This window comes from Variovorax sp. 10N432 (assembly GCF_056394465.1).
The window spans coordinates 39,797-64,091 of sequence record NZ_JBFTHX010000007.1 but is presented as its reverse complement, the minus strand read 5'-3'; the positions used below and the strand labels follow the sequence as shown (position 1 = coordinate 64,091).

Below are 24,295 nucleotides of genomic sequence, written 5' to 3'. Positions count from 1 at the left end.
GGATGTGACTCGGCCGTGAAACTGACCAATGCCTGACCGGATCGAGGTGATCAGGCCAGCGCCTGTCCGAAATCTGCGATGAGTTCGTCTGCGGCTTCGAGCCCGACCGAGACCCGGACCAGTCCGTCTGCGATCCCCATCTCGGCGCGCACCACGGGGCCTGCTTCCCAGTAGATCGTCGGCGCCACCGGGATCACCAGCGTCCGGTTGTCGCCGAGGCCGGTGGCCTTGATGGCGAGCTGCAGGCGGTCGAGCGCGGCCGGCATGCGGCTGCTGTCGCGCAGTTCGAAAGCCAGCAGCCAGGACCCGGCCTGGAAGTGTTTCGTCGCCAGCGCATGCTGCGGATGGCTTGCGAGCATCGGGTAGTGCACCCTGGCGACCGCCGCATGGACTTCGAGAAAGCGCGCCAGCGCCAGCGCGGTCGCGCTGGTCTGCGCCACCCGCAGCGCCAGCGTCTCGGCACCCAGGCTGATGCGGTGGGCCTGCTCGGGTGCCAGGGTGCCGCCCATGTCGCGCAACCCCTTCTTGCGGATCTGCTGCAGTCCCCATTGCCGGGGGTCGAGCCCGCGGTAGCTGGCGGCGATGTTGGGATAGGCCTGCCAGTCGAACTCGCCCGTGTCCGTGACCGCGCCGCCCAGCGCCGCCCCGTGGCCGGCGATGGTCTTGGTCAGCGAGTTCACGACCAGCCCGGCGCCGACGCTGCGCGGCTGGAACAGGGCGGGGGAGGTGATCGTGTTGTCCACCACGTAGAGCAGTCCGCGCTCGCGGCACAAGGCGCCGATCGCCTCGAGGTCGGGGACCTGGGTGCCGGGGTTGGCGATGGTCTCGACGAACACCATGCGCGTCTGCGGCCGCAGGGCGTCGCGCACGCGGTCGACCGAGCCCGCATCGACCTTGTCGACCGCCACGCCCAGTCCGGCCAGCGTGCCGAACAGGCTGTTGGTGTTGCCGAACACGAAATGGCTCGAGACGACGTGGTCGCCGGCGCGCAGCAAGGTGAGGAAGACCGCGCTCAGCGCCGCCATGCCGCTGGAGAAGCAGATGCTGCCGAGCCCTTGCTCGAGCTGCGTCAGCTTGGCTTCGAGCGCGGCGGTGGTCGGTGTGCCCTGGCGGGCATAGCTGAAGCTGTTCTTGAGCGTGCCCTGGAAGACGCCGATCAGGTCTTCGGTGCGCTCGTAGCCGTACTGCACCGAGGTGTGGATCGGCTTGTGGATCGCGCCGTGCTCGACACCGCCGCGGCGGTCGCTGTGCAGGGTCGCGGAGACGGACGGCGGGCGCTTGTCGTCGGCCATGGGGCTCACCGGAGCACTTCGAGCAGGCGGTCGAGCCCGCCTTCGTTGATCGCCACCATCGCCTGTTCGCGCACCAGCGGCTTCGCATGGAAGGCCACCGAGAGGCCGGCTTCGCCCATCATCGGCAGGTCGTTGGCGCCGTCGCCGACGGCGATCGTCTCGGCCGCCGAGATGCCCAGCAGCGAGGCCACCTCGAGCAGGGTGCGGCGCTTCTCGGCGCCATCGCAGATGTCGCCCCAGGACTGCTGCACGACCTCGCCCGTGAGCAGGCCGTCGGCTTCGTCGAGCAAGTTGGAGCGTGCGAAATCGATGCCCAGACTATCCTTCACGCGGTTGGCGAAGAAGGTAAAGCCGCCCGACACCAGCAGCACCTTGAGCCCCGCAGCCTTGCAGGCCAGAACGAGTTGCTCCGCCCCCGGATTGAGCTGCAGGCGCTGGTCGTAGACCTGCTGCAGGGCCGCCACCGGAACGCCCTTCAGCAGCGCCACGCGCCGCCGCAGGCTTTCCTTGAAGTCCTTGATCTCGCCGCGCATCGTGGCCTCGGTGATGGCCGCGACCTCGGCCTTCTTGCCGACCGCATCGGCGATTTCGTCGATGCATTCGATGTTGATCAGGGTCGAATCCATGTCGAACGCGATCAGCTTGAAGTCGGCGAGCGCGAGCGGCGGCGTGAAGCGCTGCACGACGAGGCCGGGGGAGAGTTTTTGGGGGAAGTACATGGAGCAGGTCGCTCAGCGGAGCCAGTTGTCGATTTTCAGATGGGGAACGCGCCGGAACTCGTCTTCGTTGTCGGTAATGAGCGTCGCGTCGAGCGCCAGGGCGTGGGCCGCGATCAGCATGTCGTTGGGGCCGATCGGCATGCCGCGCAGTTCGAGGTGCGTCCGGACATCGGCGTAGAGCTGCGCCGCCGAAGCCGGAAGATCGCGCACCTCGATCATCGACATCGTCCGCGCGTAGGCCTCGTTCAGCCGCGGCGAGGCTTTGCGCGCCAAGCCGAAGCGCAGTTCGCCATCGACCACCATGCTGGTGCAAACCTCGCCGTCGGGCCGTTCGGCGGCCAGTGCCCGGATCCTGTCGGCCACCTTGCCGGCCGGATGGCGCATCAGGTCGGAGATGATGTTGGTGTCGAGCAAATGCAGCGGCGCAGCGCCGCCCAGCGCGGTCATGGGTCGATGTCGTCCAGCGGCCGCAGCCCGAGGTCCACGTCCGGAAAGTCCTCGTCGAGCGTGTCCATGGTGGCGAGCACGGAGGCCAGGCCGGCCAGCGTGCCTTTCTGCGGCGGACTCACGGCCTCGATCACCAGCGTGTTGCCTTCGCGACGCATCAGAGCCTCGTTGCCCGGCAACTCGAACTCGCGCGGAATCCGTACGGCCTGGTTCGCGCCATTGCGAAACAGCCGGACGTGGCGGGGCGGAGGCAGTGTCGACGACATCCGCTCAGTTTAGCCTATGCCTTTGCATATGCCAACGCGGCATCCTCGCTGCGCGGTTGGCCCAGGCTGCGCAGCACGTCGCGCACCATCTGCGCCCGCTCCTTGGGCTCCTTCAGCTCGCGCTCGATGCGCAGCTTCTCGTTGCCCGCGAGCTTGATGTGCTTGTTCTTCTGGATCAGGTGGATGATGTTCATCGAGTCGATCGGCGGGTCTTTCTTGAAGGTGATGTGGATCACCCCCGGCGCCGCATCGACCTTGATCACGCCGTAGGGCCGCGCCAGCACGCGCAGCCGGTGCACGTCGATCAGCGTCTGCGCCTGCGGCGGCAGCTTGCCGAAGCGGTCGACGATCTCCTCGAGCAAGGTGTCGATCTGGTCCGGCGTCTTGGCGGTCGCCAGCTTCTTGTAGAAGGACAGCCGCAGGTGGACGTCGCCGCAATAGTCGTCGGGCAGCAGGGCCGGCGCATGCAGGTTGATCTCGGTCGTGACCGACAGCGGCGCCAGCAGGTCGGGCTCCTGCCCGGCCTTCAGCGAGCGCACCGCCTCGGCCAGCATCTCGTTGTAGAGCTGGAAGCCGATCTCCATCATGTTGCCGCTCTGGTTCTCGCCCAGCACCTCGCCGGCGCCGCGGATCTCCAGGTCGTGCATCGCGAGGTAGAAGCCCGAGCCCAGTTCTTCCATCTGCTGGATCGCGTCGAGCCGCTGCGCCGCCTGCTTGGTCAGGCCCTCGATGTCCGGCACCATCAGGTAGGCATAGGCCTGGTGATGGCTGCGGCCGACCCGGCCGCGCAGCTGGTGCAGCTGCGCCAGGCCGAACTTGTCGGCGCGGCTCATCACGATCGTGTTGGCGGTCGGCACGTCGATGCCGGTCTCGATGATGGTCGAGCACAGGAGCAGGTTGTAGCGCTGGGCCACGAAGTCGCGCATGACGCGCTCGAGCTCGCGCTCGGGCATCTGGCCATGGGCCACCGCGATCCGCGCCTCGGGCAGGATCTGCTCCAGCTTCTGGCGCCGGTTCTCGATGGTCTCGACCTCGTTGTGCAGGAAGTAGACCTGGCCGCCGCGCTTCAGCTCGCGCAGCACCGCCTCGCGGATCACGCCGGTGCCCTCGTTGCGAACGAAGGTCTTGATCGCCAGCCGCCGCTGCGGCGCGGTGGCGATCACGCTCAGGTCGCGCAGGCCTTCGAGCGCCATGCCCAGCGTGCGCGGGATAGGCGTGGCGGTCAGCGTCAGCACGTCGACCTCGGCCCGCATCGCCTTCATCGCCTCCTTGTGGCGGACGCCGAAGCGGTGCTCCTCGTCGATGATCAACAGCCCCAGGTTCTTGAACTTGACCGACTGCGACAGCAGCTTGTGCGTGCCCACCACGATGTCCACGCTGCCGTCGGCGAGTCCCTTCGCAGCCGCGGTGATCTCCTTGGCGGAGCGGAAGCGGCTCATCTCGGCGACCTTGACCGGCCACTTGGCGAAGCGGTCGACCAGCGTCTGGTAGTGCTGCTCGGCCAGCAGGGTGGTCGGCGCCAGGAAGGCGACCTGCTTGCCGCCGGTCACGGCCACGAAGGCGGCGCGCAGGGCGACTTCGGTCTTGCCGAAGCCGACGTCGCCGCAGACCAGGCGGTCCATCGGCTGCGGCGAGATCATGTCCTGGATCACGGCATGGATCGCGGCCTTCTGGTCGGCGGTCTCGTCGAAGCCGAAGTCGTTGGCGAAGACCTCGTAGTCGGCGGCCGAGAAGCGGAAGGCGTAGCCCTCGCGCGCGGCGCGCCGGGCATAGATGTTGAGCAGTTCGGCGGCCGAGTCGCGCACCTGCTCGGCGGCGCGGCGCTTGGCTTTCTCCCACTGGCCCGAGCCCAGCTTGTGCAGCGGGGCCTCGTCGGCGCTGACGCCGGTGTAGCGGCTCACCAGGTGCAGCTGCGACACCGGGACGTAGAGCGTGGCCTTGTCGGCGTACTCCAGGTGCAGCATCTCCTGCAGCAGCGGCTTGCCCTCGGCGTCCTTGCCCTGGCCCAGGTCCATGTTGACCAGTCCGCGGTAGCGGCCGATGCCGTGGGCCGAATGCACCACCGGGTCGCCGATCGCGAGCTCGCTCAAGTCCTTGATCAGCGCCTCGACGTCGCTGACCTGCTCCTGCTTCTTGTTGCGCCGGCGGGTGGCCGGCGCGGTCGCGAAGAGTTCGGTCTCGGTGACGAAGTCGATGCCCTGTTCGCGCCACGCGAAGCCGGCCACCAGGGCCGCGGTCGCGATGCCGATCTTCTCGTCGGGCTGGGCCTCGAACTCGGCCAGCGAGTCGAAGGCCGGCGGCCCGACGCCGCTGGCGCGCAGGAAATCGAGCAGGCTCTCGCGCCGCCCGTCGCTCTCGGCGATCACCAGCACGCGGTGCGGCGTGCTGCGGATGTGTTCCTTGAGCTTGACCAGCGGGTCGTCCGCGCCGCGCACCACCGCGAACGGCGGCAGGACGTCGAACTCGGCATAGGGCGGTGCATCGGCTTCGGCTTCGCCGCGGATCGCCAGCTGCGGGTGCGGCTTGGCCCGCTGGTAGAACTGCTCGGCGTTCAGGAACAGCGCCTGGGGCGGCAGCGCAGGCCGTTCGGGATCGCCTTGCACCAGGCGGTAGCGCTCGCCCGTGTCCTGCCAGAAATGCTGGAAGGCCGGCTCCAGGTCGCCGTGCAGCACCACCGTGGCGTCGGGCCCCAGGTAGTCGAAGACGGTCGCGGTCTCTTCGAAGAAGAGCGGCAGGTAGTACTCGATGCCGGCGGTGGCGACGCCGTTGCCCATGTCCTTGTAGATCCGGCTGCGGGTCGGATCGCCTTCCAGCAGCTCGCGCCAGCGGCTGCGAAAGCGCGCCCGGGCGTCGTCGTCCATCGGGAACTCGCGGCCCGGCAGCAGCCGCACTTCGGGCACCGGGTAGAGGCTTCGCTGGGTGTCGGGGTCGAAGGTGCGGATCGAGTCGATCTCGTCGTCGAACAGGTCGACCCGGAATGGCACCGGCGAGCCCATCGGGAACAGGTCGATCAGGCCGCCGCGCACCGCGTACTCGCCCGGGCTCACGACCTGCGTCACGTGGGTGTAGCCGGCCAGGGTGAGCTGGGCCTTGAGCTTCGAGTCCTGCAGCTTCTGCCCGCTCTTGAACTGGAAGGTGTAGCCGGCGAGAAAGGCCGGCGGCGCCAGCCGGTAGAGCGCGGTGGTGGCGGGCACCAGCACGACATCGGCTTCTTTCTGGCTGATGCGCCAGAGCGTCGCGAGCCGTTCGCTGATCAGGTCCTGGTGCGGCGAGAAGCTGTCGTAGGGCAGGGTCTCCCAGTCGGGGAACAGGGCGCAGCGCAGTTCGGGCGCGAAGAAGGCGATCTCGTCGATCAGGCGCTGGGCGTCGTTGGCATCGGCGGTGAAGACGGCGGTGGCCCGGCCGGCCGCTTTTTCGCGCTCGGCCAGTTGCGCCAGCATCAGCGCATCGGCTGACAGCGGAGGGCGCGGCAGCGTGAAGCGCTTGCCCGCGGTGAGGTGGGGTAGGTCCATGAAGTGCCCGGGAAATGCACAACACCCCGCGCCGGCCGGCGAGGGGTGTGCAGGGGGTCGATTCTAGAATGGCTGTCCTTTTGCCGCTGGCCGCCCTCGCTCTCCATGTCCGCCTCCCGCTTTTTCGTCCTGATTCCCTGCGCCGGTTCCGGCAGCCGTGCCGGCAGCGCCGGCCCCAAGCAGTACCGGCGGATCGCCGGCCGGCCGATGGTCGAGCACACGCTGGAGGCGTTTCGCGCGCTGGCCGGGACATTCGCCGGCCTGGCGCTGGTGGTGGCGCCCGACGATGCCGATGTCGGCAGCGCGCTGCCGCGCTTCCCGGCCGCCGGCGAGCACCTGCTGCGGGTCGGCGGCGCCAGCCGTGCCGCCACCGTGCGCAACGGCCTGCGCGCGCTGCGGCAGCTGGGCGCCGGCCCGCACGACTGGGCGCTGGTGCACGACGCGGCGCGCTGCCTGGTCACGCCCAGCCAGATCGAGGCCCTGATCGCGGCCTGCGAGCATGACGCGGTCGGCGGCCTGCTGGCCCATCGGCTGGCGGACACGCTCAAGGTCGCCACGCCCGAGGGCAGAGTCGCGAGCACGCCGACCCGGGCCGACAAGTGGCTGGCCCAGACGCCGCAGATGTTCCGCATCGGGATGCTGCTCGACGCGCTGGAGCGCAGCGGCGACGCGGTCACCGACGAGGCCAGCGCGATCGAGGCCGTGGGCCTGGCGCCATTGCTGGTGCCGGGGAGCGCGCAGAACTTCAAGCTCACCTATGCCGAGGACTTCGCGCTGGCCGAGGCGATCCTGCAGAGCCGCAGGAGCCGCCCATGAGCGGGTGCGACATCCGGGTCGGCGAAGGCTGGGACGTGCACCAGCTGGTGGCCGGCCGCAAGCTGATCCTCGGCGGGGTCGAGGTGCCCCATGCCATGGGGCTGCTGGGCCATTCCGACGCCGATGTGCTGCTGCATGCGATCACCGATGCGCTGCTCGGTGCGGCCGGCCTCGGCGACATCGGGCGCCATTTCCCCGACACCGATCCGCAGTTCAGGGGCGCCGACTCGTCGGTGCTGCTGGCCGAGGCGGCGCGCCGCGTCCGGGCCGCCGGCTGGGAGATCGGCAACGTCGACAGCACCGTGATCGCCCAGGCGCCGAAGCTGGCGCCGCACATCCCGGCGATGTGCCAGCGCATTGCGGCGACGCTCGGCCTGGCGGTCGAGCAGGTCAACGTCAAGGCCAAGACGGCCGAGAAGCTCGGTCCGGTGGGCGAGGGCAGGGCGATGGAAGCGCGCGCCGTGGCGCTGCTGCACCGAGGGGGCGGCAGCGCAATGCCTTGACCTGGCGCAAGGCAGGCGACGGGTTTTGCACCGAACATGTCATCGGGGCCAAGGCCCTGGCTGCACCGCAGCGTGTGGAGGAGCCCCTCATGACGCATGTCACCGTCGACATCATCCTGCGTGAACACCGAGCGCTCTCGGCGATGCTGCGGGCGATTCTCCTGCTGCTCGGGGAGCATCGGCGCCGGAACACGGTCCCCGACCTCGCCGCCTTGGAGGCCATGGTCTTCTACATCGGCGAATTTCCCGAGAAGCTCCACCACCCCAAGGAAAGCCGGCTGTTGTTCCCCAGGCTGCGCGGGCGCGACGACAAGCTGGACGCCGTCCTCGATCGCCTCGATCGAGACCATGCGAGCGGCGGACATGCGTTGCGCGAGATCGAGCACGCGCTGCTCGGCATCCAGGTCCTGGGCGATCCCGCGGGGCGCAACGCCGGCTGGGAGGCGTTCGAAGCTGCCATGCGCCAGTACGCCCTCGCCTACCTGGAGCACATGCATGTCGAGGAGACGGAGGTCCTGCCGCTGGCGGAGGCCGTACTCGGCGCGGCAGACTGGGCCGAACTCGACGCGGCGTTCGGCGCGAACCGCGACCCGATGACCGGCTACGAGGCCGACGAGGCCTACCGGCCGCTCTTCAGGAGGATCGTCGGCGCGCTGGAAAAATCGGGCGGCATCGGTTCGGCGCTCGAAGCTTTCGCCGGCACCGCGCAGCCGAAGTTTTCCGAAGAACATCGCCCGCACGGGGGCTGAGCGAGCCTGGCGCCCTCGCTAGGCCTTGTTCGACGGTCCCGCCGCGGGCGCCGGCTTGTCCTTGGCTGCCAGGGGATCGATCTTGATCGATGCCGCGCGCGGCATCCGGATGTGGGCCGCCAGCCCGCGCCCCGGCGTGCTGGTCAGTGCGAAGGTCCCGCCCATGCGCTCGATGTTCTTGGTCACGATCGACAGCCCCAGCCCGGCCCCGGCCGCCGAGGTGCGGGCCACGTCGCCGCGGAAGAAGGGCTTGCTGAGCTGCGACAGCATCGAGGCCGCGACCCCGGCCCCGTGGTCGCGCACCTTGATCAGCACCGCGTCGTTGTGGGCCTGGGCCTGGATCGTGATGTCGGCCACGCCGGTGGAGGGCGTCTTGCCATAGCGGCGCGCGTTCTCCACCAGGTTGGAGATCACCCGCTGCAGTTCGACCTCGTCGGCCATCACCCGCAGGTCGGCCGGCACGTCGACCGTGATCTTGATGTCCTCGTGGTCCTGGACCGCGTAGGTGCAGGCGTCGATCACGTCGCGCAGCAGCACCGGGCGGAAGTCGACGTGGTCGGGCCGGGCGTAGTCGAGGAACTTGTCGATGATGGCGTCGAGCTGGGCGATGTCCGCCGCCATGTGGTCGCGCGCGTCCTCGTCGGCCACGCTCATCTCGGTTTCGAGGCGCAGGCGCGCCAGCGGCGTGCGCAGGTCGTGCGAGATGCCGGCCAGCATCACGGCGCGGTCCTGCTCGATCTTGGCCAGCTGGTCGGCCATCCGGTTGAAGCCCACGTTGACCGCCCGGATCTCGTTGGTGCGGGCCCGTTCGTCCAGCCGGTGGGCCTCGTACTCGCCTTCGCGCACCTGCAGCGTGGCCTGCGACAGCTGCTTCAAGGGCCGGTTGATCAGCCGCGTGATCAGTGCCGCGCCGGCCAGCGACAGCGCCATCGTGGTGGCCAGCCAGATCATCCAGGTGCGCCGGTCGAGACGGCTGAAACGGGTCGGGTCGACCAGCAGCCAGTAGGTGTCGCTCTCGATCGTGAAGCCGACCCAGAGGCCCGGCTCGTCGTTGACCCGACTCGCGACCGTGGTGCCCTCGCCCAGCCGCGCGATCAGCTCTTCGGTCACGCGCTGGTCGAGCGCGCCGCTGGTGTAGGGCAGGAAGCGGTCGCCCGGCTCGCGCGGGAGGATGCGCACGCCCTCCTGGTCGGCCAGCGTCTTGATCAGCGAGACCCGGGTGATGGCATCGGAATAGACCAGCGCCGCCCGCGTCAGATTGACAAGGGAAGCGATCTGGTGCGCCGTCTGGATCGCGCGCGGCTCGTATTCGAGCGCCCGGAAGGTCTGCAGCCAGGCCACCGTGCAGCCGACCAGCAGCAGCACCAGCAGGAAGAAAGTGCGCCAGAAGAGGCTGAGGCCCAGGTGCAGCCGTTTCCGGCGGCGGCGCGAGCCGATGCTTCCCAGCGGGCTCGGCAGCGTGCCCTGGGTGCTGTCCTCGAGCGGGCTGGGCTGGGTGGTCTGAGGCCCGATGGCCACGTCCGTCAGCGCTTCAGGTCGTGCCGTCCGGCACGAACACGTAGCCGACGCCCCAGACGGTCTGGATGTAGCGCGGCGCCGCCGCGTCGGACTCGACCAGCTTGCGCAGCCGCGAGATCTGCACGTCCAGGCTGCGGTCGAAGGGCTCGAATTCGCGGCCACGCGCCAGCTGGGCCAGTTTTTCGCGCGACAGCGGCTGCCGCGGATGACGCACCAGCGCCTTCAGCATCGCGAACTCGCCGGTGGTCAGCGACAGCTCTTCTCCATCCTTCTTGAGGGTGCGCGAGCCGAGGTCGAAGCTGAAAGGCCCGAAGTTGACGGTCTCGTTGTCGGTCGACGGCGCGCCGGGCGCCTCCAGCGGGGGCCGCCGACGCAGCACCGCATGGACCCGGGCCAGCAACTCGCGCGGGTTGAAGGGCTTGCCGAGGTAGTCGTCGGCGCCGACCTCGAGGCCGACGATGCGGTCGACGTCCTCGCCCTTGGCCGTCAGCATGATGATCGGGGTGCGGTCATTGGCCGCGCGCAGGCGGCGGCACACCGAGAGGCCGTCTTCACCCGGCATCATGAGGTCGAGCACGATCAGGTCGACCGTGTCGCGCAGCAGGATGCGGTTGAGCGCCTTGCCGTCCTCGGCAACGATGACCTCGAATCCTTCCTGGGTGAGGTAGCGGCGGAGCAGGTCGCGGATGCGTGCGTCGTCGTCGACGATCACGATCTTGTCTGTGCGGGCGGGAGCTTGATTCATTTTCACAACGCCGAATTTGTAACAACGCCAATTCTGAAGCCGTTGCGGGCTCATTGGCCCGCTTTAGGCTAGGTGTTGACACTAAGTTACAAAACTTGCGGCCGCTAGCGCGTGAGACGTCTGCGCCTTGCAAGGCGATGGCACAGTGACCTTGTCGTCACAATTTGCCGCCATGAAATCCACGCTTGTCATGTTGTCGTTGTTGGTTGCCACGTCGGGCTTGCCGGCCTGGGCCGGGCCGCCGGGCGTGCTGGCGGTGGGCGGTGCGACCGGCGGGGAAGGGCGCGGCGCCGGCGCCGGTCGGCGTCTGACGCCCGCCGAGCTCGCCCAGTTGAGGCAGCAGGTGCGCCAGCAATGGGCGCCGAAGCAGAATCTCGCGCAGTCGGCTGGAGCGCCTTCGGGCGGGCGCATGATGCCGGACGCGCCGTCTCCCGGCGCGTTGCCCGCTCCGCGCAGCCAGCAGCCCTGAGCCGCGGCCCGCGCGGGCCTTTTTCGTTTTCCAAGGAATTGCCGACTTGAACAATCTCAAATGGATGGCGGCCTGTGCCGTCTGGATGGCTGCCGGCGTTGCCGCGGCCCAGACCGTGTCGATCGCACCGCCGCAGAACGTGCTCCAGCTGTCCGCCAACTCGACGGTCGAGGTCCAGCAGGACCTGCTGTCGATGACGCTCAGCACCACCCGCGAAGCCGCTGACGCGGCGACCGTCCAGACGCAGTTGCGCACCGCGCTCGATGCCGCGCTGGTCGAGGCGCGCAAGAGCGCCCAGCCCGGCCAGCTCGACGTCCGGACCGGTAACTTCAACCTGGCGCCGCGCTACAGCCGCGAGGGCAAGATGACCGGCTGGCGGGGCACCGCGTCGCTGGTGCTCGAAGGGCGCGACTTCCCGCGCATCACCCAGACCGCCGGCCGCATCAGCACGCTGTCGATCGCCAACGTCGGCTTCGGCCTGAGCCGCGAACAGCAGGCCAAGACCGAGACCGAGGCCCAGTCCGTGGCGATCGACAACTTCAAGCAGCGCGCCGACGAACTCGCCAAGGGCTTCGGCTTCAGCGGCTACACGCTGCGCGAAGTGTCGGTCAACGCCCATCTGGGCGGACCGGTGCAGCCGCGCATGATGGCGATGGAGGCGATGGCCAAGGCCGCCTCCGATGCGCCGGTCCCGATCGAAGCGGGCAAGGCCAACGTGGTGGTCAACGTCTCGGGCTCGGTGCAGCTCAAGTAGGCCGCAAGCAGGCCGCCTTACTGCGCGGTCCAGCCGCCGTCCACCTGCCAGGCGACGCCGCGCACCTGGTCGGCGGCCGGCGAGCACATGAACACCGCCAGCCCGGCCAGCTGTTCGACCGTGGTGAATTGCAGCGAGGGCTGCTTCTCGCCCAGCAGATCGTTCTGCGCCTGGGCCAGTGAAATGCCTTCGCGGGCCGAGCGGTCGTCGATCTGTTTCTGGACCAGCGCGGTCAGCACCCAGCCGGGGCAGATCGCGTTGCAGGTGACGCCGGTGGTGGCGGTCTCGAGCGCCACCGACTTGGTGAAGCCGACGATGCCGTGCTTGGCCGCCACATAGGCCGATTTCTGCGCCGACGCCACCAGCCCGTGCGCCGAGGCGATGTTGATGATGCGGCCCCAGTTGGCCTCGCGCATCGCCGGCACCGCGAGCCGGGTGGTGTGGAAGGCGCTGCTGAGGTTGATCGCGATCACCGCGTCCCAGCGTTCCGCCGGGAAGTCCTCGACCTTCGCGACATGCTGGATGCCGGCATTGTTGACGAGCACGTCGACGCGGCCGAAGCGGCTGGCGGCGAACTTCATCATGTCCTCGATGTCGCCCGCGCGGCTCATGTCGGCGCCGTGATGTTCGACCTTCACGCCCAGCGCGGCGATCTCGGCCTTCGGGCCTTCCGAGTCGCCGAATCCGTTGAGAACGATGTTCGCGCCTTGGCCGGCCAGGGCTTTCGCGATGCCGAGCCCGATGCCACTGGTGGACCCCGTGACAAGCGCGGTTTTGCCTTTGAGCATGATGACAATCTCCGAATGAATTAGGATGCAACGAGCCCATTATCTTCATCGCGATTTAGCCTTTTCCTACATGACCGCGCCCGCCATTTCTCACGTGTCTCGTGAAGCTCGCGGGCCCTTCGTGCGGCCCTTGCTTTCCAGGCGGGGCGCCCCGTGAAGCGCGAGCAATCCAATCTGCACGTGCCGGCGCCGTCGGAATCGCTGGTGGTCGACTACCCGCTGTCGGCCGCCACCGCCGAACGCACGCCGGTGATGGCCAACATGCTGGCGCGTGCGCGCGCCTTCGCCGAGCCCCTGATCGCCGACGAGACGCTGGACACCGGCGAGAACACGCTGGCGCATGCCGATGCCGTGGCTGCGATCGTGCGTGCCATGGGCGGTTCCGAGGCCATGCAGGCGGCCAGCTACCTGGTCTATTCGTGCCAGCACCTGAACCGGCCTCAGGAGGTCATCGCCAAGGTGTTCGGCGAGAACTTCGCTGCGCTGGCGGTCGAGACCACCAAGCTCGTGCATGTGCAGAAGCAGGCCCGCTCGGCGACGGCGAACGCGCAGCCGGAGGCCGCCGGCACCCAGACCGAGAACGTGCGCAAGATGCTGCTGGCGTTCTCGCGCGACCTGCGCGTCGTCATGCTGCGGCTGGCCTCGCGCCTGCAGACCCTGCGCCATGCGGCGGCCAGCAGGCAGCCGCTGCCCGAGAACGTCGCGCGCGAATCGCTGCAGGTGTTCGCGCCGCTGGCCAACCGGCTCGGCATCTGGCAGGTCAAGTGGGAGATCGAGGACCTGTCGTTCCGCTTCCTCGAGCCCGAGACCTACAAGCTGATCGCGCGCCTGCTCGACGAGAAGCGTATCGAGCGCGAAGGCTACGTGGAGCAACTGCGCGCCCGCCTCGAGCGCGACCTGGCGGCCGAGGGCGTCAAGGCCACGGTGCAGGGACGGCCCAAGAACATCTACAGCATCGTCAAGAAGATGCGCGGCAAGTCGCTCGACTTCGCGCAGGTGTTCGACATCATGGCGTTGCGCGTGGTGGTGGCCGACGTCAAGGACTGCTATGCGGCGCTGGCCTGGGTGCACTCCCACTTCCAGCCGATCGACGAAGAGTTCGACGACTACATCGCGCGGCCCAAGCCCAACGGCTACCAGTCGCTGCACACCGTGGTGCGCGAGGTCGTCGGCGGCCATGTGGGCAAGCCGATCGAGATCCAGATCCGCACCGAGCAGATGCACGATCATGCCGAGCATGGCGTGGCCGCGCACTGGGCCTACAAGGAGGCTGGCCACAAGGGCTACGCGGGCGTCTGGGCCAGCGGCGAATACGACGCCAAGATCGCGGTGCTGCGGCAGCTGCTGGCCTGGGAGCGCGATCTCTCGGGAGGCCAGCGCGGCCAGGGCCTGTTCGACGACCGCATCTACGTGCTCACGCCCGACGCCGCGATCGTCGAGCTGCCGCAGGGCGCGACCGCGGTCGATTTCGCCTACACCGTGCACACCAGCCTCGGCCATCGCTGCCGCGGCGCGCGCGTCGACGGCGCGATGGTGCCGCTCAACACGCCGCTGCAGAACGGCCAGACGGTCGAGATCATCGCCGCCAAGGAAGGCGGGCCGTCGCGCGACTGGCTCAATGCCGACCTCGGCTACCTCGTCAGTCATCGGGCGCGCGCCAAGGTGCGCGCCTGGTTCAACGCACAAATCACGCACGAGACCGTCGCGCGCGGCCGCGAGGCGGTCGAGAAGCTGCTGCAGCGCGAGGGCAAGACCGCACTGAAGCTCGACGACCTCGCGTCGCAGCTGGGCTTCAAGTCGGCCGACAACCTGTTCGAGGTCGTCGGCAAGGACGAGTTCTCGCTGCGCAACATCGAGATGCTGCTGCGTCCGCCCGAGCCGCCGCCGGGGCCGGACGACGGCGTCGTCATCAAGAAGGCGCGCGGCAGCGAGCAGTCGGGGCGCGGCGGCGTGCTGGTGGTCGGTGTCTCGTCGCTGATGACGCAGCTCGCCAAGTGCTGCAAGCCGGCGCCGCCGGATGCGATCCGCGGCTTCGTGACCAAGGGCCATGGCGTCAGCGTGCACCGTGCCGATTGCAGCAACTTCCGCACGATGGCGGGGCAGAACAGCGAGCGTGTGATCGATGTGGAGTGGGGCGCGCAGAAGGGCGGCGATGCGGGTTCGGTCTACGCGGTCGACGTGGCGGTCGAGGCGGCCGACCGGCAGGGCCTGCTGCGCGACATCTCGGACGTGCTGGCGCGCGAGAAGATGAACGTCATCGGCGTGCAGACGCAGTCGGTGAAGGGCACGGCGTGGATGACCTTCACGGTCGAGATCGCCGACGTCACGCGGCTCAAGCAGGTGCTCGCGGTGGTCGCCGCGGTGCCCGGTGTGCGTTCTGCGCGACGCCGCTGAAAAAGTGCCTTCAGAAGCCTGCTATACTTCGGCCTCTCGAATACAACCTCAGGCGCGTAGCTCAGCTGGTTAGAGCACCACCTTGACATGGTGGGGGTCGTTGGTTCGAGTCCAATCGCGCCTACCAAATTTCCCCTCTGAGAGTGACCAGCTCTCAGGCCTACGGGGAAATTTTTTTCCTTCCTTTCGACGCCGGTCGGGCTCCATCGATGCGTTTCGCATCGGCCGCATGGGAGCGACCGAGGGCGAGCCTTTGGCTTCTAGATCACGCCTTGCGCCAGCATGGCATCCGCCACCTTCACGAAGCCCGCCACGTTGGCGCCATCGACATAGCTCACCGTGCCATCTTCCCTGCGGCCGTGGCGCAGGCAGTCCTCGTGGATGCTGCGCATGATCGAGCGCAGCCGGCCATCGACTTCCTCGCGCGGCCACGACATGCGCATGGCGTTCTGGCTCATCTCCAGGCCCGAGGTCGCCACGCCGCCGGCGTTGCTCGCCTTGCCGGGCGCGAACAGCACGCCATGGTGCTCGAACAGCGCGATCGCCTCCATCGTGGAGGGCATGTTCGCGCCCTCGGCGACGCAGGTCACGCCGTTCTTCACCAGCATGGCGGCGTCTTCGGCATCGAGCTCGTTCTGCGTCGCGCAGGGCAGCGCGACATCGACCGGCACATGCCACGGGCTGCGACCGGGCAGGAACTGCGCGCCGACCTGCGTGGCATAGTCGCCGACGCGTCCGTAGTGCCGGTTCTTCACCTCCATCAACTGGGCCAGCTTGGCCGGCGTGAAGCCGGCTTCGTCGAAGACGGTGCCGCTCGAATCGGACACCGTGACCACCTTGGCGCCCAGCGCCATCGCCTTCTCGACCGCGAACTGCGCCACGTTGCCCGAACCGGACACGCCCACCCGCAGGCCTTCCAGCCCGAGGCCCTTCTGGCGCAGCATTTCCTCGGCGAAGTAGACCGTGCCGTAGCCCGTGGCTTCGGGACGCATGAGCGATCCGCCAAAGCTCAGGCCCTTGCCGGTGAAGACGCAGTCGGCGGCGTTGCTGAGCTTCTTCATCATGCCGGCCATGAAGCCGATCTCGCGTGCGCCGACGCCGATGTCGCCGGCCGGAACGTCCCGGTCGGCCCCGATGTGGCGGAACAGCTCGGTCACGAAGGCTTGGCAGAAACGCATGATCTCGCCGGGGCTCTTGCCTTTGGGATCGAAGTCGGAGCCGCCCTTGCCACCGCCCATCGGCAAGGTGGTGAGCGCGTTCTTCAGGGTCTGCTCGAAGGCCAGGAATTTCAGGATCGAAAGATTGACCGAGGGATGGAAGCGCAGCCCGCCCTTGTAGGGGCCGATCGCCGAGCTGTGCTGCACGCGATAGCCGCGCTGCACCTGGACGTCGCCGCGGTCGTCGACCCAGGACACCCGGAAGATGATGATCCGCTCCGGCTCGACCAGCCGGTCGAGCAGGCCGTGCTCGGCGTAGCCGGGGTGCTTCTCGATGTAGGGCCACAGGCTTTTCATCACTTCGGCGATGGCCTGCAGGTATTCGGGCTGGTCTGGATTGCGCGCCTGGGCGCAGTGCAGGAATTCTTCCAGCGTCTTGTATTTCATTCTCGTGCGCCATTCGGCCTTGGTCAGGGAGCGGCGATTCTGGAGAGGAAGCGCGCAGGCGTATGTGCGATATGCCCTCAAGATCGAAGGGAATTGTCCGGAGAGGGAAATGTCCTGGCTCGGACATCGTCTGGAGAAGGGGCCTATGGCATTCGGCAACTGGCAGCGCCGACTTCAGTTGTGGTACCTTGGACTCCCATCACCTCCTACAGCATCTGATCCAGGGCACCGATGAACACCCCCGCGGCCGAGACTGACTCCACGCTCGAAGAACTCCGCATCGCGGCACTGGTGCGCCAGGCGCCGCTCGAATTCGCGCGGGTGGTGTATGGACTGAACGACCGGGCCAACGGGCGGGCGGGCACCATGGCCGCCGAAGACGTGGCGCGCACCGTCCGCCAGGGTGTGCCCGTCACGCGCGAACGCGCCGAGCAGCGGGCGCGTGCCTTCCTTCCGCTGGCCGGGCAGGAGCACTGCCCACGCTGCTGGGTGTTCCACGGCATCAAGAGCCCGCTGCACTACCGCGAGGCCACCGATGACCGCCCGGAGTCCGGCGGCTGCAAGGTCTGCGGCGCCGAATACGCCACCACGCTCGACTAGCCGAACCGGGCGCCCCCGGGCGGCCTCCGGGATTTTCCGGTCAGGGTAAACCTAGGCGCGAGGCGGCAAAGCCGCTCCCTAGAATGGCTCGCGCGCCGTGGCGCCCAACCAGAAGGAGTTCCTAGTGCAGAGCAAGAAGTCCGGCGCCAAGCCGGCCCAGCGGGTGATCAAGAAGTATCCGAACCGAAGGCTCTACGACACAGAAACCTCCAGCTACATCACGCTCGCAGAGGTCAAGCAGCTGGTCATGAACAAGGCCTCGTTCGTGGTCCGTGACGCCAAGAGCGGCGACGACCTCACGCGCAGCATCCTGTTGCAGGTCATCCTCGAGGAAGAGGCCGGCGGGGCGCCGATGTTCACCGAGCAGGTGCTGGCCAGCATCATCCGCTTCTACGGCCAGGCGATGCAGAGCTACATGGGTCCCTACCTCGAGAAGAACATCCAGGCGATGTCCGAGGTCCAGGCGCAGCTGAGCGAGAAGGCGGAAAGCCTGAGCCCGGAGATGTGGACCAAGTTCATGGCGGTCCAGTCCCCGATGCTTCAGGGCCTTATGGGGAATTACGTCGAGCAGTCCAAGAGCGTCTTCCTCCAGATGCAGGAGCAGATGCAGAAGAACACGGAGCAGGTGCTGGGTGCTTTCGGCCTGAAACGCCCTTGATCGCGCTGCGGCGCCCGATAGCTGGGACAATAGGGGGATATGAGCGAAGTTGCCTCCCCTGAACGTACAGCCGCGCCAGCGGCCCCCAAAGTCGGCTTCGTGAGCCTGGGTTGCCCCAAGGCCCTGACCGATTCCGAGCTGATCCTGACCCAACTGAGTGCCGAGGGCTATCAGACCTCCAAGACCTTCGAGGGCGCCGACCTCGTCATCGTCAACACCTGCGGCTTCATCGACGACGCGGTCAAGGAAAGCCTCGACACCATCGGCGAGGCGCTGGCCGAGAACGGCCGCGTCATCGTCACCGGCTGCCTGGGCGCCAAGACCGGGGAGCAGGGCGGCAACCTGGTACGCCAGATGCACCCCAGCGTGCTGGCCGTGACCGGCCCCCATGCCACCCAGGAGGTGATGGACGCGGTGCACGCCAACCTGCCCAAGCCGCACGACCCCTTCATCGACCTGGTGCCGCAGGCTTTCGGCATCGCCGGCCTCAAGCTCACGCCGCGCCACTATGCCTACCTGAAGATCAGCGAAGGCTGCAACCACCGCTGCACCTTCTGCATCATCCCGTCGATGCGCGGCGACCTGGTGTCGCGGCCCGTCGGCGACGTCCTGTCCGAGGCCAGGGCCCTGTTCGAAGGCGGCGTGCGCGAACTGCTGGTGATCAGCCAGGACACCTCGGCCTACGGGGTCGACGTCAAGTACCGCACCGGGTTCTGGGACGGCAAGCCGGTCAAGACCCGGATGCTCGAACTGGTTCGCACGCTGGGCGAGATCGCCGAGCCCTATGGCGCCTGGGTGCGCCTGCACTACGTCTACCCTTACCCGAGCGTCGACGAGGTCATCCCGCTGATGGCCAGCGGCCAGGTGCTGCCCTACCTCGACGTGCCGCTGCAGCACAGCCATCCGGACGTGCTCAAGCGCATGAAGCGGCCGGCCAGCGGCGAGAAGAACCTCGAACGCATCGCGCGCTGGCGCGAGGTCTGCCCCGAGCTTGTGATCCGCAGCACCTTCATCGCCGGCTTCCCCGGCGAGACCGAGGCCGAATTCGAGCACCTGCTCGACTTCATCCGCGAGGCCGGCATCGACCGTGCCGGCTGCTTCGCCTACAGCCCGGTCCAGGGTGCGGCCGCCAACGAGATCCCGGGCATGCTGCCCGAAGCCGAGCGCGAGGCGCGCCGGGCGCGCTTCATGGAGGTCGCCGAAGCGGTCTCTATCGCCAAGCTGCGCCAGCGCATCGGCGCCACCATGCAGGTGCTTGTCGATTCCGCGCCGGCCATGGGGCGCAAGGGCGGCGTCGGCCGCAGCTACGCCGATGCGCCCGAGATCGACGGCATCGTCCGGCTGCTGCCGCCCGAGAAGATCAGCAAGACGCTCAAGGTGGGCGAATTCACCCGGGCCCGGATCGTCGGCGCCGAGGGCCACGACCTGATCGCGCTGCCCATCTGACCGAATGTGCGCCGAGGGCGCTCAGGACTTCTGAGCCGCCTTGAGCTTGCGCAGCTGCGCTTCGGCGCGTTCGAGCTCGAGGCGCAGCTGCTGCACTTCCTGCTCCTGGCGCTTGATCTGCGTCGCCGGATCCTTGGCCGCCATCATCGCATCGCAGTGAGCCTGCAAGGCGACCAGGGCGTCGCTGAGCTGGCGGCGCCGAAGCATCTGTCCGCGGGCGCGCGCCTGCGCGATGTCCTGGTCGAGGCTGGCTTCCTCGGCCTTGCAGCTGGCGGCGTCGGCGGGTTCTGCCGCCTGGGCGAACGACGCGTTGGCCAGAACGAGGAGCGTGATGGCCAGGAGGCCGGTTTTCAAGCGCATGGCGGGACTGCCTGACAGAAGAGGGTTGAACGAAGAGCCTGCCGATTCTGCACCCGACCCGGGGCGGCGGCCATGGCTCAGCGGATCTCGACGCCGGCGCCGTCCGTCACGTCGATGCCGCTGCGCACGATGCCGCTGCGGCTGCGATAAGCCAGGATTCCGCGGCCGCGCGCGTCCGAGTTGACGCCGAAGACCGTCGAACGCTCGCCGTTCGCCAGTTCGAACGGGTTGCCCTCGACCGGACGCGTGCCGCCGTTGAGCGTGTCGAAGACATGCACCAGCTGGGGTTGGCCTGTGAGGTTGACGACGGTGATCTTGAGTTGGGGCATCCCGGGAATTCTGCCCGAGGCGATGCGGCGTCAAAGACTGGATAAAAAAACAGTACTTTGTTATTCTGGGCGCATGGAACGAGATGACTGGATTGCAGTCTGTGCCCACCAGCTGCAGCGCCAATGGCGCACCGTGGACCCCGATCAGCTCGACGAGGTGGCGGCCGATCTGTGGCGCGACCCGCGCCTGCGCGCCATGGCGCCAGCGGAGGCCGCCGTGGCGTGGCTCGCGCCTGTCGCGCACCCGCCGCGCCGGCCCGAGGTCGCCGAACGGCGTATGGGCGAGCGCTGAGCCCGATGGGAGAATTCCTCATGGACAAGCTCAGTGACGATCAACTGGCTGCGTTGGCCTTCGCGTGGCGGCGGCGGTCGCTGCAGGGCGAGCCGCGCGCCGGCGCGGTCGCGCACCGGATGGAAAAGGAACTCCAGCGGCGCTTCGGCGCGCCGTCCACCGTGGCGGCCGGGCTGGACGCCGTGCCGTGCTCGCGGGCGCGGCCCTGGTGGCGGCTCTGGTAGCGCCGGACCGCGGGCGTCGGGCAGTACATTGCGGACATGTGCAGCCACTACCAAGCAGAAAAGCGCCGCAAGCAGATCGAGAAGCACTTCGGCATCCGACTGCCGCCGAGTTGGGAGCCGCCGCCCGGCGGCCTGCACATTTACCCGACCCAGCTGGCGCCCTTCATCCGGCGGCCCCGCGAGCGCGATTCGGGCGACGACGCGGTGCCGGCGATGGAGATCGTCGAAGGCCATTTCGGCTTGCTCCCGGGCTTCGCGAAAGACGTGAAATACGGCGTGCGAACCTACAACGCCCGCGTCGAGACCGTCGACCAGCTCGCCAGCTTCAAGCACGCCTGGGCCCAGGCGAGGCATTGCATCGTGCCCTGCGAGGCGATCTACGAGCCCGACTGGCGCACTGGGACCCATGTCCCGACCCGTTTCACGGCCGCCAACGACGAAACCCTGGGCGTCGCCGGCCTCTGGGCGCCATGGAAGGACCCGGCCACGGGAAAGTGGGCCGACAGCTTCACGATGCTGACGATCAATGCCGACACGCACCCGATGTTCAAGGAGATGCACCGGCCCGATCCGGCGCGGCCGCTGCACGCGCAGGACAAGCGCATGGTGGTGATCCTGCCGGAAGCCCAGTACGAGGCCTGGCTGAACGCACCGGCGCAGCGCTCGATGGATTTCATGAACCAGTTCCCGGCCGAACGACTGGCGATGGTCGCCGATGCACTGTCGCCGGCGCAGGCGAAGCCAAGGCCGGCGCGAGCGGCTCCGGAGCCGCCGCCACAGTCGTCGCTCTTTTGAGTCGGCCATGGGCGCGCGACTGCCCGGGCAATCGACGTGTTAAGGTGCAGGTCGGCGTCACGGCCGGTGGAGATGCGCAAACCGCGCGTCTCTTGAGTCGTACGCAGCGGGCCTCTTGCGAGCCCGCCCGCGCTTCGGGCCTTACGGCCGGGGCCCACTTCCATCCACTTCCGATCCTTGACCGCATGGTTGAACGCCGCGCGCATCAGGCCGAGCGCCAGGTTCACCGTTGCGCGAACCCGGATGTTCAGGCTGCGCGCGATCCATTCATTGATATCGTGCGTCAGAATGTCGGAATGCCTCTTGCTCGCGGGAGGCGCCTTGCATCACTTCATGAGACGAAGCCCGTTCCACTTGCCTGAATCCGTGTCCTTGGCCACCGCCACCCCGTGCGGCGCGCGAACCATGGCGTGGAGCGAAGGGCTGCGGGTTTCGAAAGGCGTCGTCGGATGTGGTGCTGCGGGCGAAGAGGGCCGTTTTTTGGCCGTGCGCGCGCTGGAAACAAAAAACCCCGGCAAGTCGAAGACTGGCCGGGGTTCTTGTGCTATCGCTATGGTGCCCAGAAGAGGACTCGAACCTCCACGATGTTACTCGCTAGTACCTGAAACTAGTGCGTCTACCAATTCCGCCATCTGGGCCCACATGCTGCTTGGAATGAATCCTTGCAGCAGGTTTTGAATTTCAGGAACGAAGGAGATCATATCAAAAATATTGGCCATTCCGGCGCCTTGCTGGATGAAATTGAAGGAACCGTCCAAGGACATCGCGACGGGCACGGTTTCGTACAACGCGATGACGGCGATGCCGACATCTATCTGCCCCCCAACGAAATGCGCGCGGTGCTGCACAAGGACCGCGTCAAGGCGCGGATCGTGCGTCAGGACCGGCGCGGCCGTCCCGAGGGGCGCGTGGTCGAAATCATCGAACGGCCCGAGCAGCCGATCATCGGGCGCCTGTTGCATGAAGGCGGCGTCTGGCTGGTCGCGCCAGAAGACAAGCGCTACGGTCAGGACGTCCTGATTCCGAAGGGCGCGACCGGCACCGCGAAGGTCGGTCAAGTGGTCGTGGTGCAGCTCACCGAGCCGCCCGCGCTGTTCGGCCAGCCGGTCGGCAGAGTCAAGGAAGTGCTCGGCGAGATCGACGACCCGGGCATGGAGATCGAGATCGCGGTGCGCAAGTACGGCGTGCCGCATGAGTTCTCCGAGGCCTGCCTGGCCGAAGCGAAGGCGATTCCCGACAAGGTGCGCCCGGCCGACAAGCACGGCCGCATCGACCTCACCGACGTGCCGCTGGTCACCATCGACGGCGAGGACGCGCGCGACTTCGACGATGCCGTGTATTGCGAGCCGGCCAAGGTCGGCCGCGGCAAGGGCTGGCGCCTGCTGGTCGCGATCGCCGACGTCAGCGCCTATGTGCAGACCGGATCGGCGATCGACATCGATGCCTACGACCGCGCGACCAGCGTCTACTTCCCGCGCCGCGTGATTCCGATGCTGCCCGAGAAGCTGTCGAACGGCCTGTGCTCGCTCAACCCCGAAGTCGAGCGTCTTTGCATGGTGTGCGACATGCTCGTGGCGGCCGACGGCGAGATCTATGCCTACCAGTTCTACCCGGCCGTGATGTGGAGCCATGCGCGCTTCACCTACACCGAGGTGGCGGCAATCCTCGGCAACACGCGCGGGCCGGAGGCCCTGAAGCGCAAGGAGCGCGTCAAGGACCTGCTGAACCTGCACGACGTCTATCGCGCGCTGCTGAAGCAGCGCGGCAAGCGTGGCGCGGTCGACTTCGAGACCACCGAGACGCAGATCATCTGCGACGACGCCGGCCGCATCGAGAAGATCGTGCCGCGCACGCGCAACGAGGCGCACCGGCTGATCGAGGAAGCCATGCTGGCTGCCAACGTCTGCAGCGCCGACTTCATCGCCGAGGGCAAGCATCCGGGCCTCTACCGCGTGCACGAGGGCCCGACGCCCGAGAAGAAGGAAATCCTGCGCGGCTACCTGAAGGCCATGGGCGTGGGCCTGTCGATCACCGACGACCCGAAGCCGGGCGAGTTCCAGGCGATCGCCGAGGCGACCAAGGACCGGCCCGACTCGCAGCAGATCCACACGATGCTGCTGCGCTCGATGCAGCAGGCCATCTACACGCCGATCAACAGCGGCCACTTCGGCCTGGCCTACGAGGCCTACACCCACTTCACGAGCCCGATCCGCCGCTATCCCGACCTGCTGGTGCATCGCGTGATCAAGGCGATCCTCGGCAAGACCAAGTACCAGCTGCCGATGCTGCCGACGCCGGGCGAGGCGCATGCCAAGCTGGCGAAGCGGCTGGCCTCGCGCGTGAAGGCGCCCACCAGCAAGCCGCAGAAGGCGACCGTCGCACCGACCAAGGAGACGCTGGCCTGGGAGGCCGCGGGCCTGCATTGCAGCGCCAACGAACGGCGCGCCGACGAAGCCAGCCGCGACGTCGAGGCCTGGCTCAAGTGCAAGTACATGCGCGAGCACCTGGGCGAGGAGTACGGCGGCGTGGTCACGGCCGCGACCACCTTCGGCATCTTCGTCACGCTCGACGCCATGTATGTCGAAGGCCTGGTGCACATCACCGAGCTCGGCGGCGAATACTTCAAGTTCGACGAGCACCGCCAGGAACTGCGCGGCGAGCGCACCGGCATCCGCTATGCGATCGGCACCCGGGTGCGGGTGCAGGTGAGCCGGGTCGACCTCGATGGCCGCAAGATCGATTTCCGCCTGATGCGCGAAGGCGAGGAGCTGACCGCGCGCGCCATGAAGGACAAGGGCGCATCCACCGGCGGCGTGCCGGCCAAGGCCTCGACCAAGCGCTCGCGCAGCAAGGCCGAGGCACCCTCCGAGCGGGGTGAACGCGCGGAGCGCGGCGATCGGTCCGAGCGGGTGGAGCACGTCGCTGCGGCGGCGCCACAATCCGCGATGCAGGCATTCAGAACCGCCGTCAAGAAGGCGGCCAACAAGATGAAGGGGCGCAAGCCGCGCCGCTGAA

General features: G+C 67.9%; 24 protein-coding genes and 2 tRNA genes. 14 read left to right on the top strand and 12 right to left on the bottom strand.

From position 1 onward, the window contains the following. Positions 1 to 50: 50 nt before the first annotated feature. The 5 genes from AC1DF3_RS10655 to mfd are packed head-to-tail and all read right to left on the bottom strand — an operon-like array spanning position 51 to position 6,236. Positions 51 to 1,292: a cystathionine gamma-synthase family protein gene (locus tag AC1DF3_RS10655; protein WP_478139610.1), complete on the bottom strand. Its 1,242-nt coding sequence runs from the start codon at positions 1,290 to 1,292 to the stop codon at positions 51 to 53. A 5-nt stretch (positions 1,293 to 1,297) separates the two neighbouring features. Further along, positions 1,298 to 2,011, bottom strand: coding sequence for a phosphoserine phosphatase SerB (gene serB / locus AC1DF3_RS10650; protein WP_286531688.1), 714 nt, complete (start codon positions 2,009 to 2,011; stop codon positions 1,298 to 1,300). 12 nt (positions 2,012 to 2,023) lie between these two features. Next, positions 2,024 to 2,458, bottom strand: coding sequence for a PIN domain-containing protein (locus AC1DF3_RS10645; protein ID WP_478139609.1), 435 nt, complete (start codon positions 2,456 to 2,458; stop codon positions 2,024 to 2,026). Then, positions 2,455 to 2,724: an antitoxin gene (locus tag AC1DF3_RS10640; protein ID WP_286531690.1), complete on the bottom strand. Its 270-nt coding sequence runs from the start codon at positions 2,722 to 2,724 to the stop codon at positions 2,455 to 2,457. The genes AC1DF3_RS10645 and AC1DF3_RS10640 overlap by 4 nt, the downstream gene beginning before the upstream one ends. Positions 2,725 to 2,738: 14 nt before the next feature. Then, on the bottom strand, positions 2,739 to 6,236 hold the full coding sequence (gene mfd, locus AC1DF3_RS10635) for a transcription-repair coupling factor (RefSeq protein WP_478139608.1): 3,498 nt from the start codon (positions 6,234 to 6,236) through the stop codon (positions 2,739 to 2,741). A gap of 105 nt (positions 6,237 to 6,341) precedes the next feature. On the opposite strand from mfd, the gene ispD reads away from it, so the two are divergent. The 3 genes from ispD (at position 6,342) to AC1DF3_RS10620 (ending at position 8,304) form a co-directional block, all read left to right on the top strand. After that, complete coding sequence (ispD, locus tag AC1DF3_RS10630; RefSeq protein WP_286531693.1) at positions 6,342 to 7,052, top strand: 2-C-methyl-D-erythritol 4-phosphate cytidylyltransferase; 711 nt, start codon at positions 6,342 to 6,344, stop codon at positions 7,050 to 7,052. Further along, complete coding sequence (ispF, locus tag AC1DF3_RS10625) at positions 7,049 to 7,555, top strand: 2-C-methyl-D-erythritol 2,4-cyclodiphosphate synthase (protein WP_478139607.1); 507 nt, start codon at positions 7,049 to 7,051, stop codon at positions 7,553 to 7,555. The genes ispD and ispF overlap by 4 nt, the downstream gene beginning before the upstream one ends. A gap of 89 nt (positions 7,556 to 7,644) precedes the next feature. Beyond that, positions 7,645 to 8,304: a hemerythrin domain-containing protein gene (locus AC1DF3_RS10620; protein WP_286531695.1), complete on the top strand. Its 660-nt coding sequence runs from the start codon at positions 7,645 to 7,647 to the stop codon at positions 8,302 to 8,304. A gap of 18 nt (positions 8,305 to 8,322) precedes the next feature. Here AC1DF3_RS10620 and AC1DF3_RS10615 read toward each other — a convergent pair whose 3' ends face one another. Continuing rightward, positions 8,323 to 9,822, bottom strand: coding sequence for a sensor histidine kinase (locus tag AC1DF3_RS10615; protein WP_436411608.1), 1,500 nt, complete (start codon positions 9,820 to 9,822; stop codon positions 8,323 to 8,325). A 13-nt stretch (positions 9,823 to 9,835) separates the two neighbouring features. Further along, on the bottom strand, positions 9,836 to 10,567 hold the full coding sequence (gene ompR, locus AC1DF3_RS10610; protein WP_028250078.1) for an osmolarity response regulator transcription factor OmpR: 732 nt from the start codon (positions 10,565 to 10,567) through the stop codon (positions 9,836 to 9,838). Between the two features lie 172 nt (positions 10,568 to 10,739). On the opposite strand from ompR, the gene AC1DF3_RS10605 reads away from it, so the two are divergent. After that, the gene (locus tag AC1DF3_RS10605; protein ID WP_478139606.1) at positions 10,740 to 11,036 is read left to right on the top strand and encodes a hypothetical protein; all 297 of its coding nucleotides are present in this window, start codon (positions 10,740 to 10,742) and stop codon (positions 11,034 to 11,036) included. Positions 11,037 to 11,100: 64 nt separating this feature from the next. Continuing rightward, positions 11,101 to 11,790, top strand: a complete 690-nt coding sequence (locus AC1DF3_RS10600) for an SIMPL domain-containing protein (RefSeq protein WP_478139685.1) — start codon at positions 11,101 to 11,103, stop codon at positions 11,788 to 11,790. Between the two features lie 17 nt (positions 11,791 to 11,807). Here the strand turns inward: AC1DF3_RS10600 and AC1DF3_RS10595 are convergent, their stop codons facing one another. Continuing rightward, positions 11,808 to 12,578 (bottom strand): 3-hydroxybutyrate dehydrogenase, encoded by a 771-nt coding sequence (locus AC1DF3_RS10595; protein WP_286531697.1) that lies wholly within the window; start codon positions 12,576 to 12,578, stop codon positions 11,808 to 11,810. A 252-nt stretch (positions 12,579 to 12,830) separates the two neighbouring features. Here AC1DF3_RS10595 and AC1DF3_RS10590 point away from each other — a divergent pair, with 252 nt between their 5' ends. Both AC1DF3_RS10590 and AC1DF3_RS10585 read left to right on the top strand, forming a co-directional pair. Beyond that, on the top strand, positions 12,831 to 14,972 hold the full coding sequence (locus tag AC1DF3_RS10590; protein ID WP_286532153.1) for a RelA/SpoT family protein: 2,142 nt from the start codon (positions 12,831 to 12,833) through the stop codon (positions 14,970 to 14,972). A gap of 50 nt (positions 14,973 to 15,022) precedes the next feature. Then, a tRNA-Val gene (locus AC1DF3_RS10585) sits at positions 15,023 to 15,099 on the top strand. Positions 15,100 to 15,232: 133 nt separating this feature from the next. Here the strand turns inward: AC1DF3_RS10585 and gdhA are convergent. After that, on the bottom strand, positions 15,233 to 16,576 hold the full coding sequence (gene gdhA / locus AC1DF3_RS10580) for an NADP-specific glutamate dehydrogenase (RefSeq protein WP_478139605.1): 1,344 nt from the start codon (positions 16,574 to 16,576) through the stop codon (positions 15,233 to 15,235). Between the two features lie 231 nt (positions 16,577 to 16,807). On the opposite strand from gdhA, the gene AC1DF3_RS10575 reads away from it, so the two are divergent. The 3 genes from AC1DF3_RS10575 to rimO all read left to right on the top strand — a co-directional run bounded on the left by AC1DF3_RS10575 (position 16,808) and on the right by rimO (position 19,280). After that, the gene (locus AC1DF3_RS10575; protein WP_286522379.1) at positions 16,808 to 17,176 is read left to right on the top strand and encodes a hypothetical protein; all 369 of its coding nucleotides are present in this window, start codon (positions 16,808 to 16,810) and stop codon (positions 17,174 to 17,176) included. Positions 17,177 to 17,300: 124 nt separating this feature from the next. Beyond that, positions 17,301 to 17,834 (top strand): polyhydroxyalkanoate synthesis repressor PhaR, encoded by a 534-nt coding sequence (phaR, locus tag AC1DF3_RS10570; protein WP_478139604.1) that lies wholly within the window; start codon positions 17,301 to 17,303, stop codon positions 17,832 to 17,834. Between the two features lie 39 nt (positions 17,835 to 17,873). After that, on the top strand, positions 17,874 to 19,280 hold the full coding sequence (gene rimO / locus AC1DF3_RS10565; protein WP_286531699.1) for a 30S ribosomal protein S12 methylthiotransferase RimO: 1,407 nt from the start codon (positions 17,874 to 17,876) through the stop codon (positions 19,278 to 19,280). 21 nt (positions 19,281 to 19,301) lie between these two features. Here rimO and AC1DF3_RS10560 read toward each other — a convergent pair whose 3' ends face one another. Both AC1DF3_RS10560 and AC1DF3_RS10555 read right to left on the bottom strand, forming a co-directional pair. Beyond that, on the bottom strand, positions 19,302 to 19,640 hold the full coding sequence (locus AC1DF3_RS10560) for a DUF1090 family protein (protein ID WP_478139603.1): 339 nt from the start codon (positions 19,638 to 19,640) through the stop codon (positions 19,302 to 19,304). Positions 19,641 to 19,717: 77 nt separating this feature from the next. Continuing rightward, complete coding sequence (locus AC1DF3_RS10555; protein WP_478139602.1) at positions 19,718 to 19,969, bottom strand: hypothetical protein; 252 nt, start codon at positions 19,967 to 19,969, stop codon at positions 19,718 to 19,720. 73 nt (positions 19,970 to 20,042) lie between these two features. On the opposite strand from AC1DF3_RS10555, the gene AC1DF3_RS10550 reads away from it, so the two are divergent. Genes AC1DF3_RS10550 through AC1DF3_RS10540 form a run of 3 tightly spaced genes read left to right on the top strand, consistent with a single transcriptional unit; the run spans position 20,043 to position 21,280 of the window. After that, positions 20,043 to 20,261, top strand: a complete 219-nt coding sequence (locus AC1DF3_RS10550) for a hypothetical protein (protein ID WP_286531702.1) — start codon at positions 20,043 to 20,045, stop codon at positions 20,259 to 20,261. 20 nt (positions 20,262 to 20,281) lie between these two features. Further along, on the top strand, positions 20,282 to 20,485 hold the full coding sequence (locus AC1DF3_RS10545) for a hypothetical protein (protein ID WP_286531703.1): 204 nt from the start codon (positions 20,282 to 20,284) through the stop codon (positions 20,483 to 20,485). Between the two features lie 36 nt (positions 20,486 to 20,521). Next, the gene (locus AC1DF3_RS10540; RefSeq protein ID WP_478139601.1) at positions 20,522 to 21,280 is read left to right on the top strand and encodes an SOS response-associated peptidase; all 759 of its coding nucleotides are present in this window, start codon (positions 20,522 to 20,524) and stop codon (positions 21,278 to 21,280) included. Positions 21,281 to 21,833: 553 nt separating this feature from the next. Here the strand turns inward: AC1DF3_RS10540 and AC1DF3_RS10535 are convergent. After that, positions 21,834 to 21,918, bottom strand: a tRNA-Leu gene (locus AC1DF3_RS10535). A 90-nt stretch (positions 21,919 to 22,008) separates the two neighbouring features. Between AC1DF3_RS10535 and rnr the strand changes: the two genes are divergently transcribed. Continuing rightward, positions 22,009 to 24,294 (top strand): ribonuclease R, encoded by a 2,286-nt coding sequence (gene rnr, locus AC1DF3_RS10530; protein WP_286531705.1) that lies wholly within the window; start codon positions 22,009 to 22,011, stop codon positions 24,292 to 24,294. Position 24,295 lies beyond the last annotated feature (1 nt).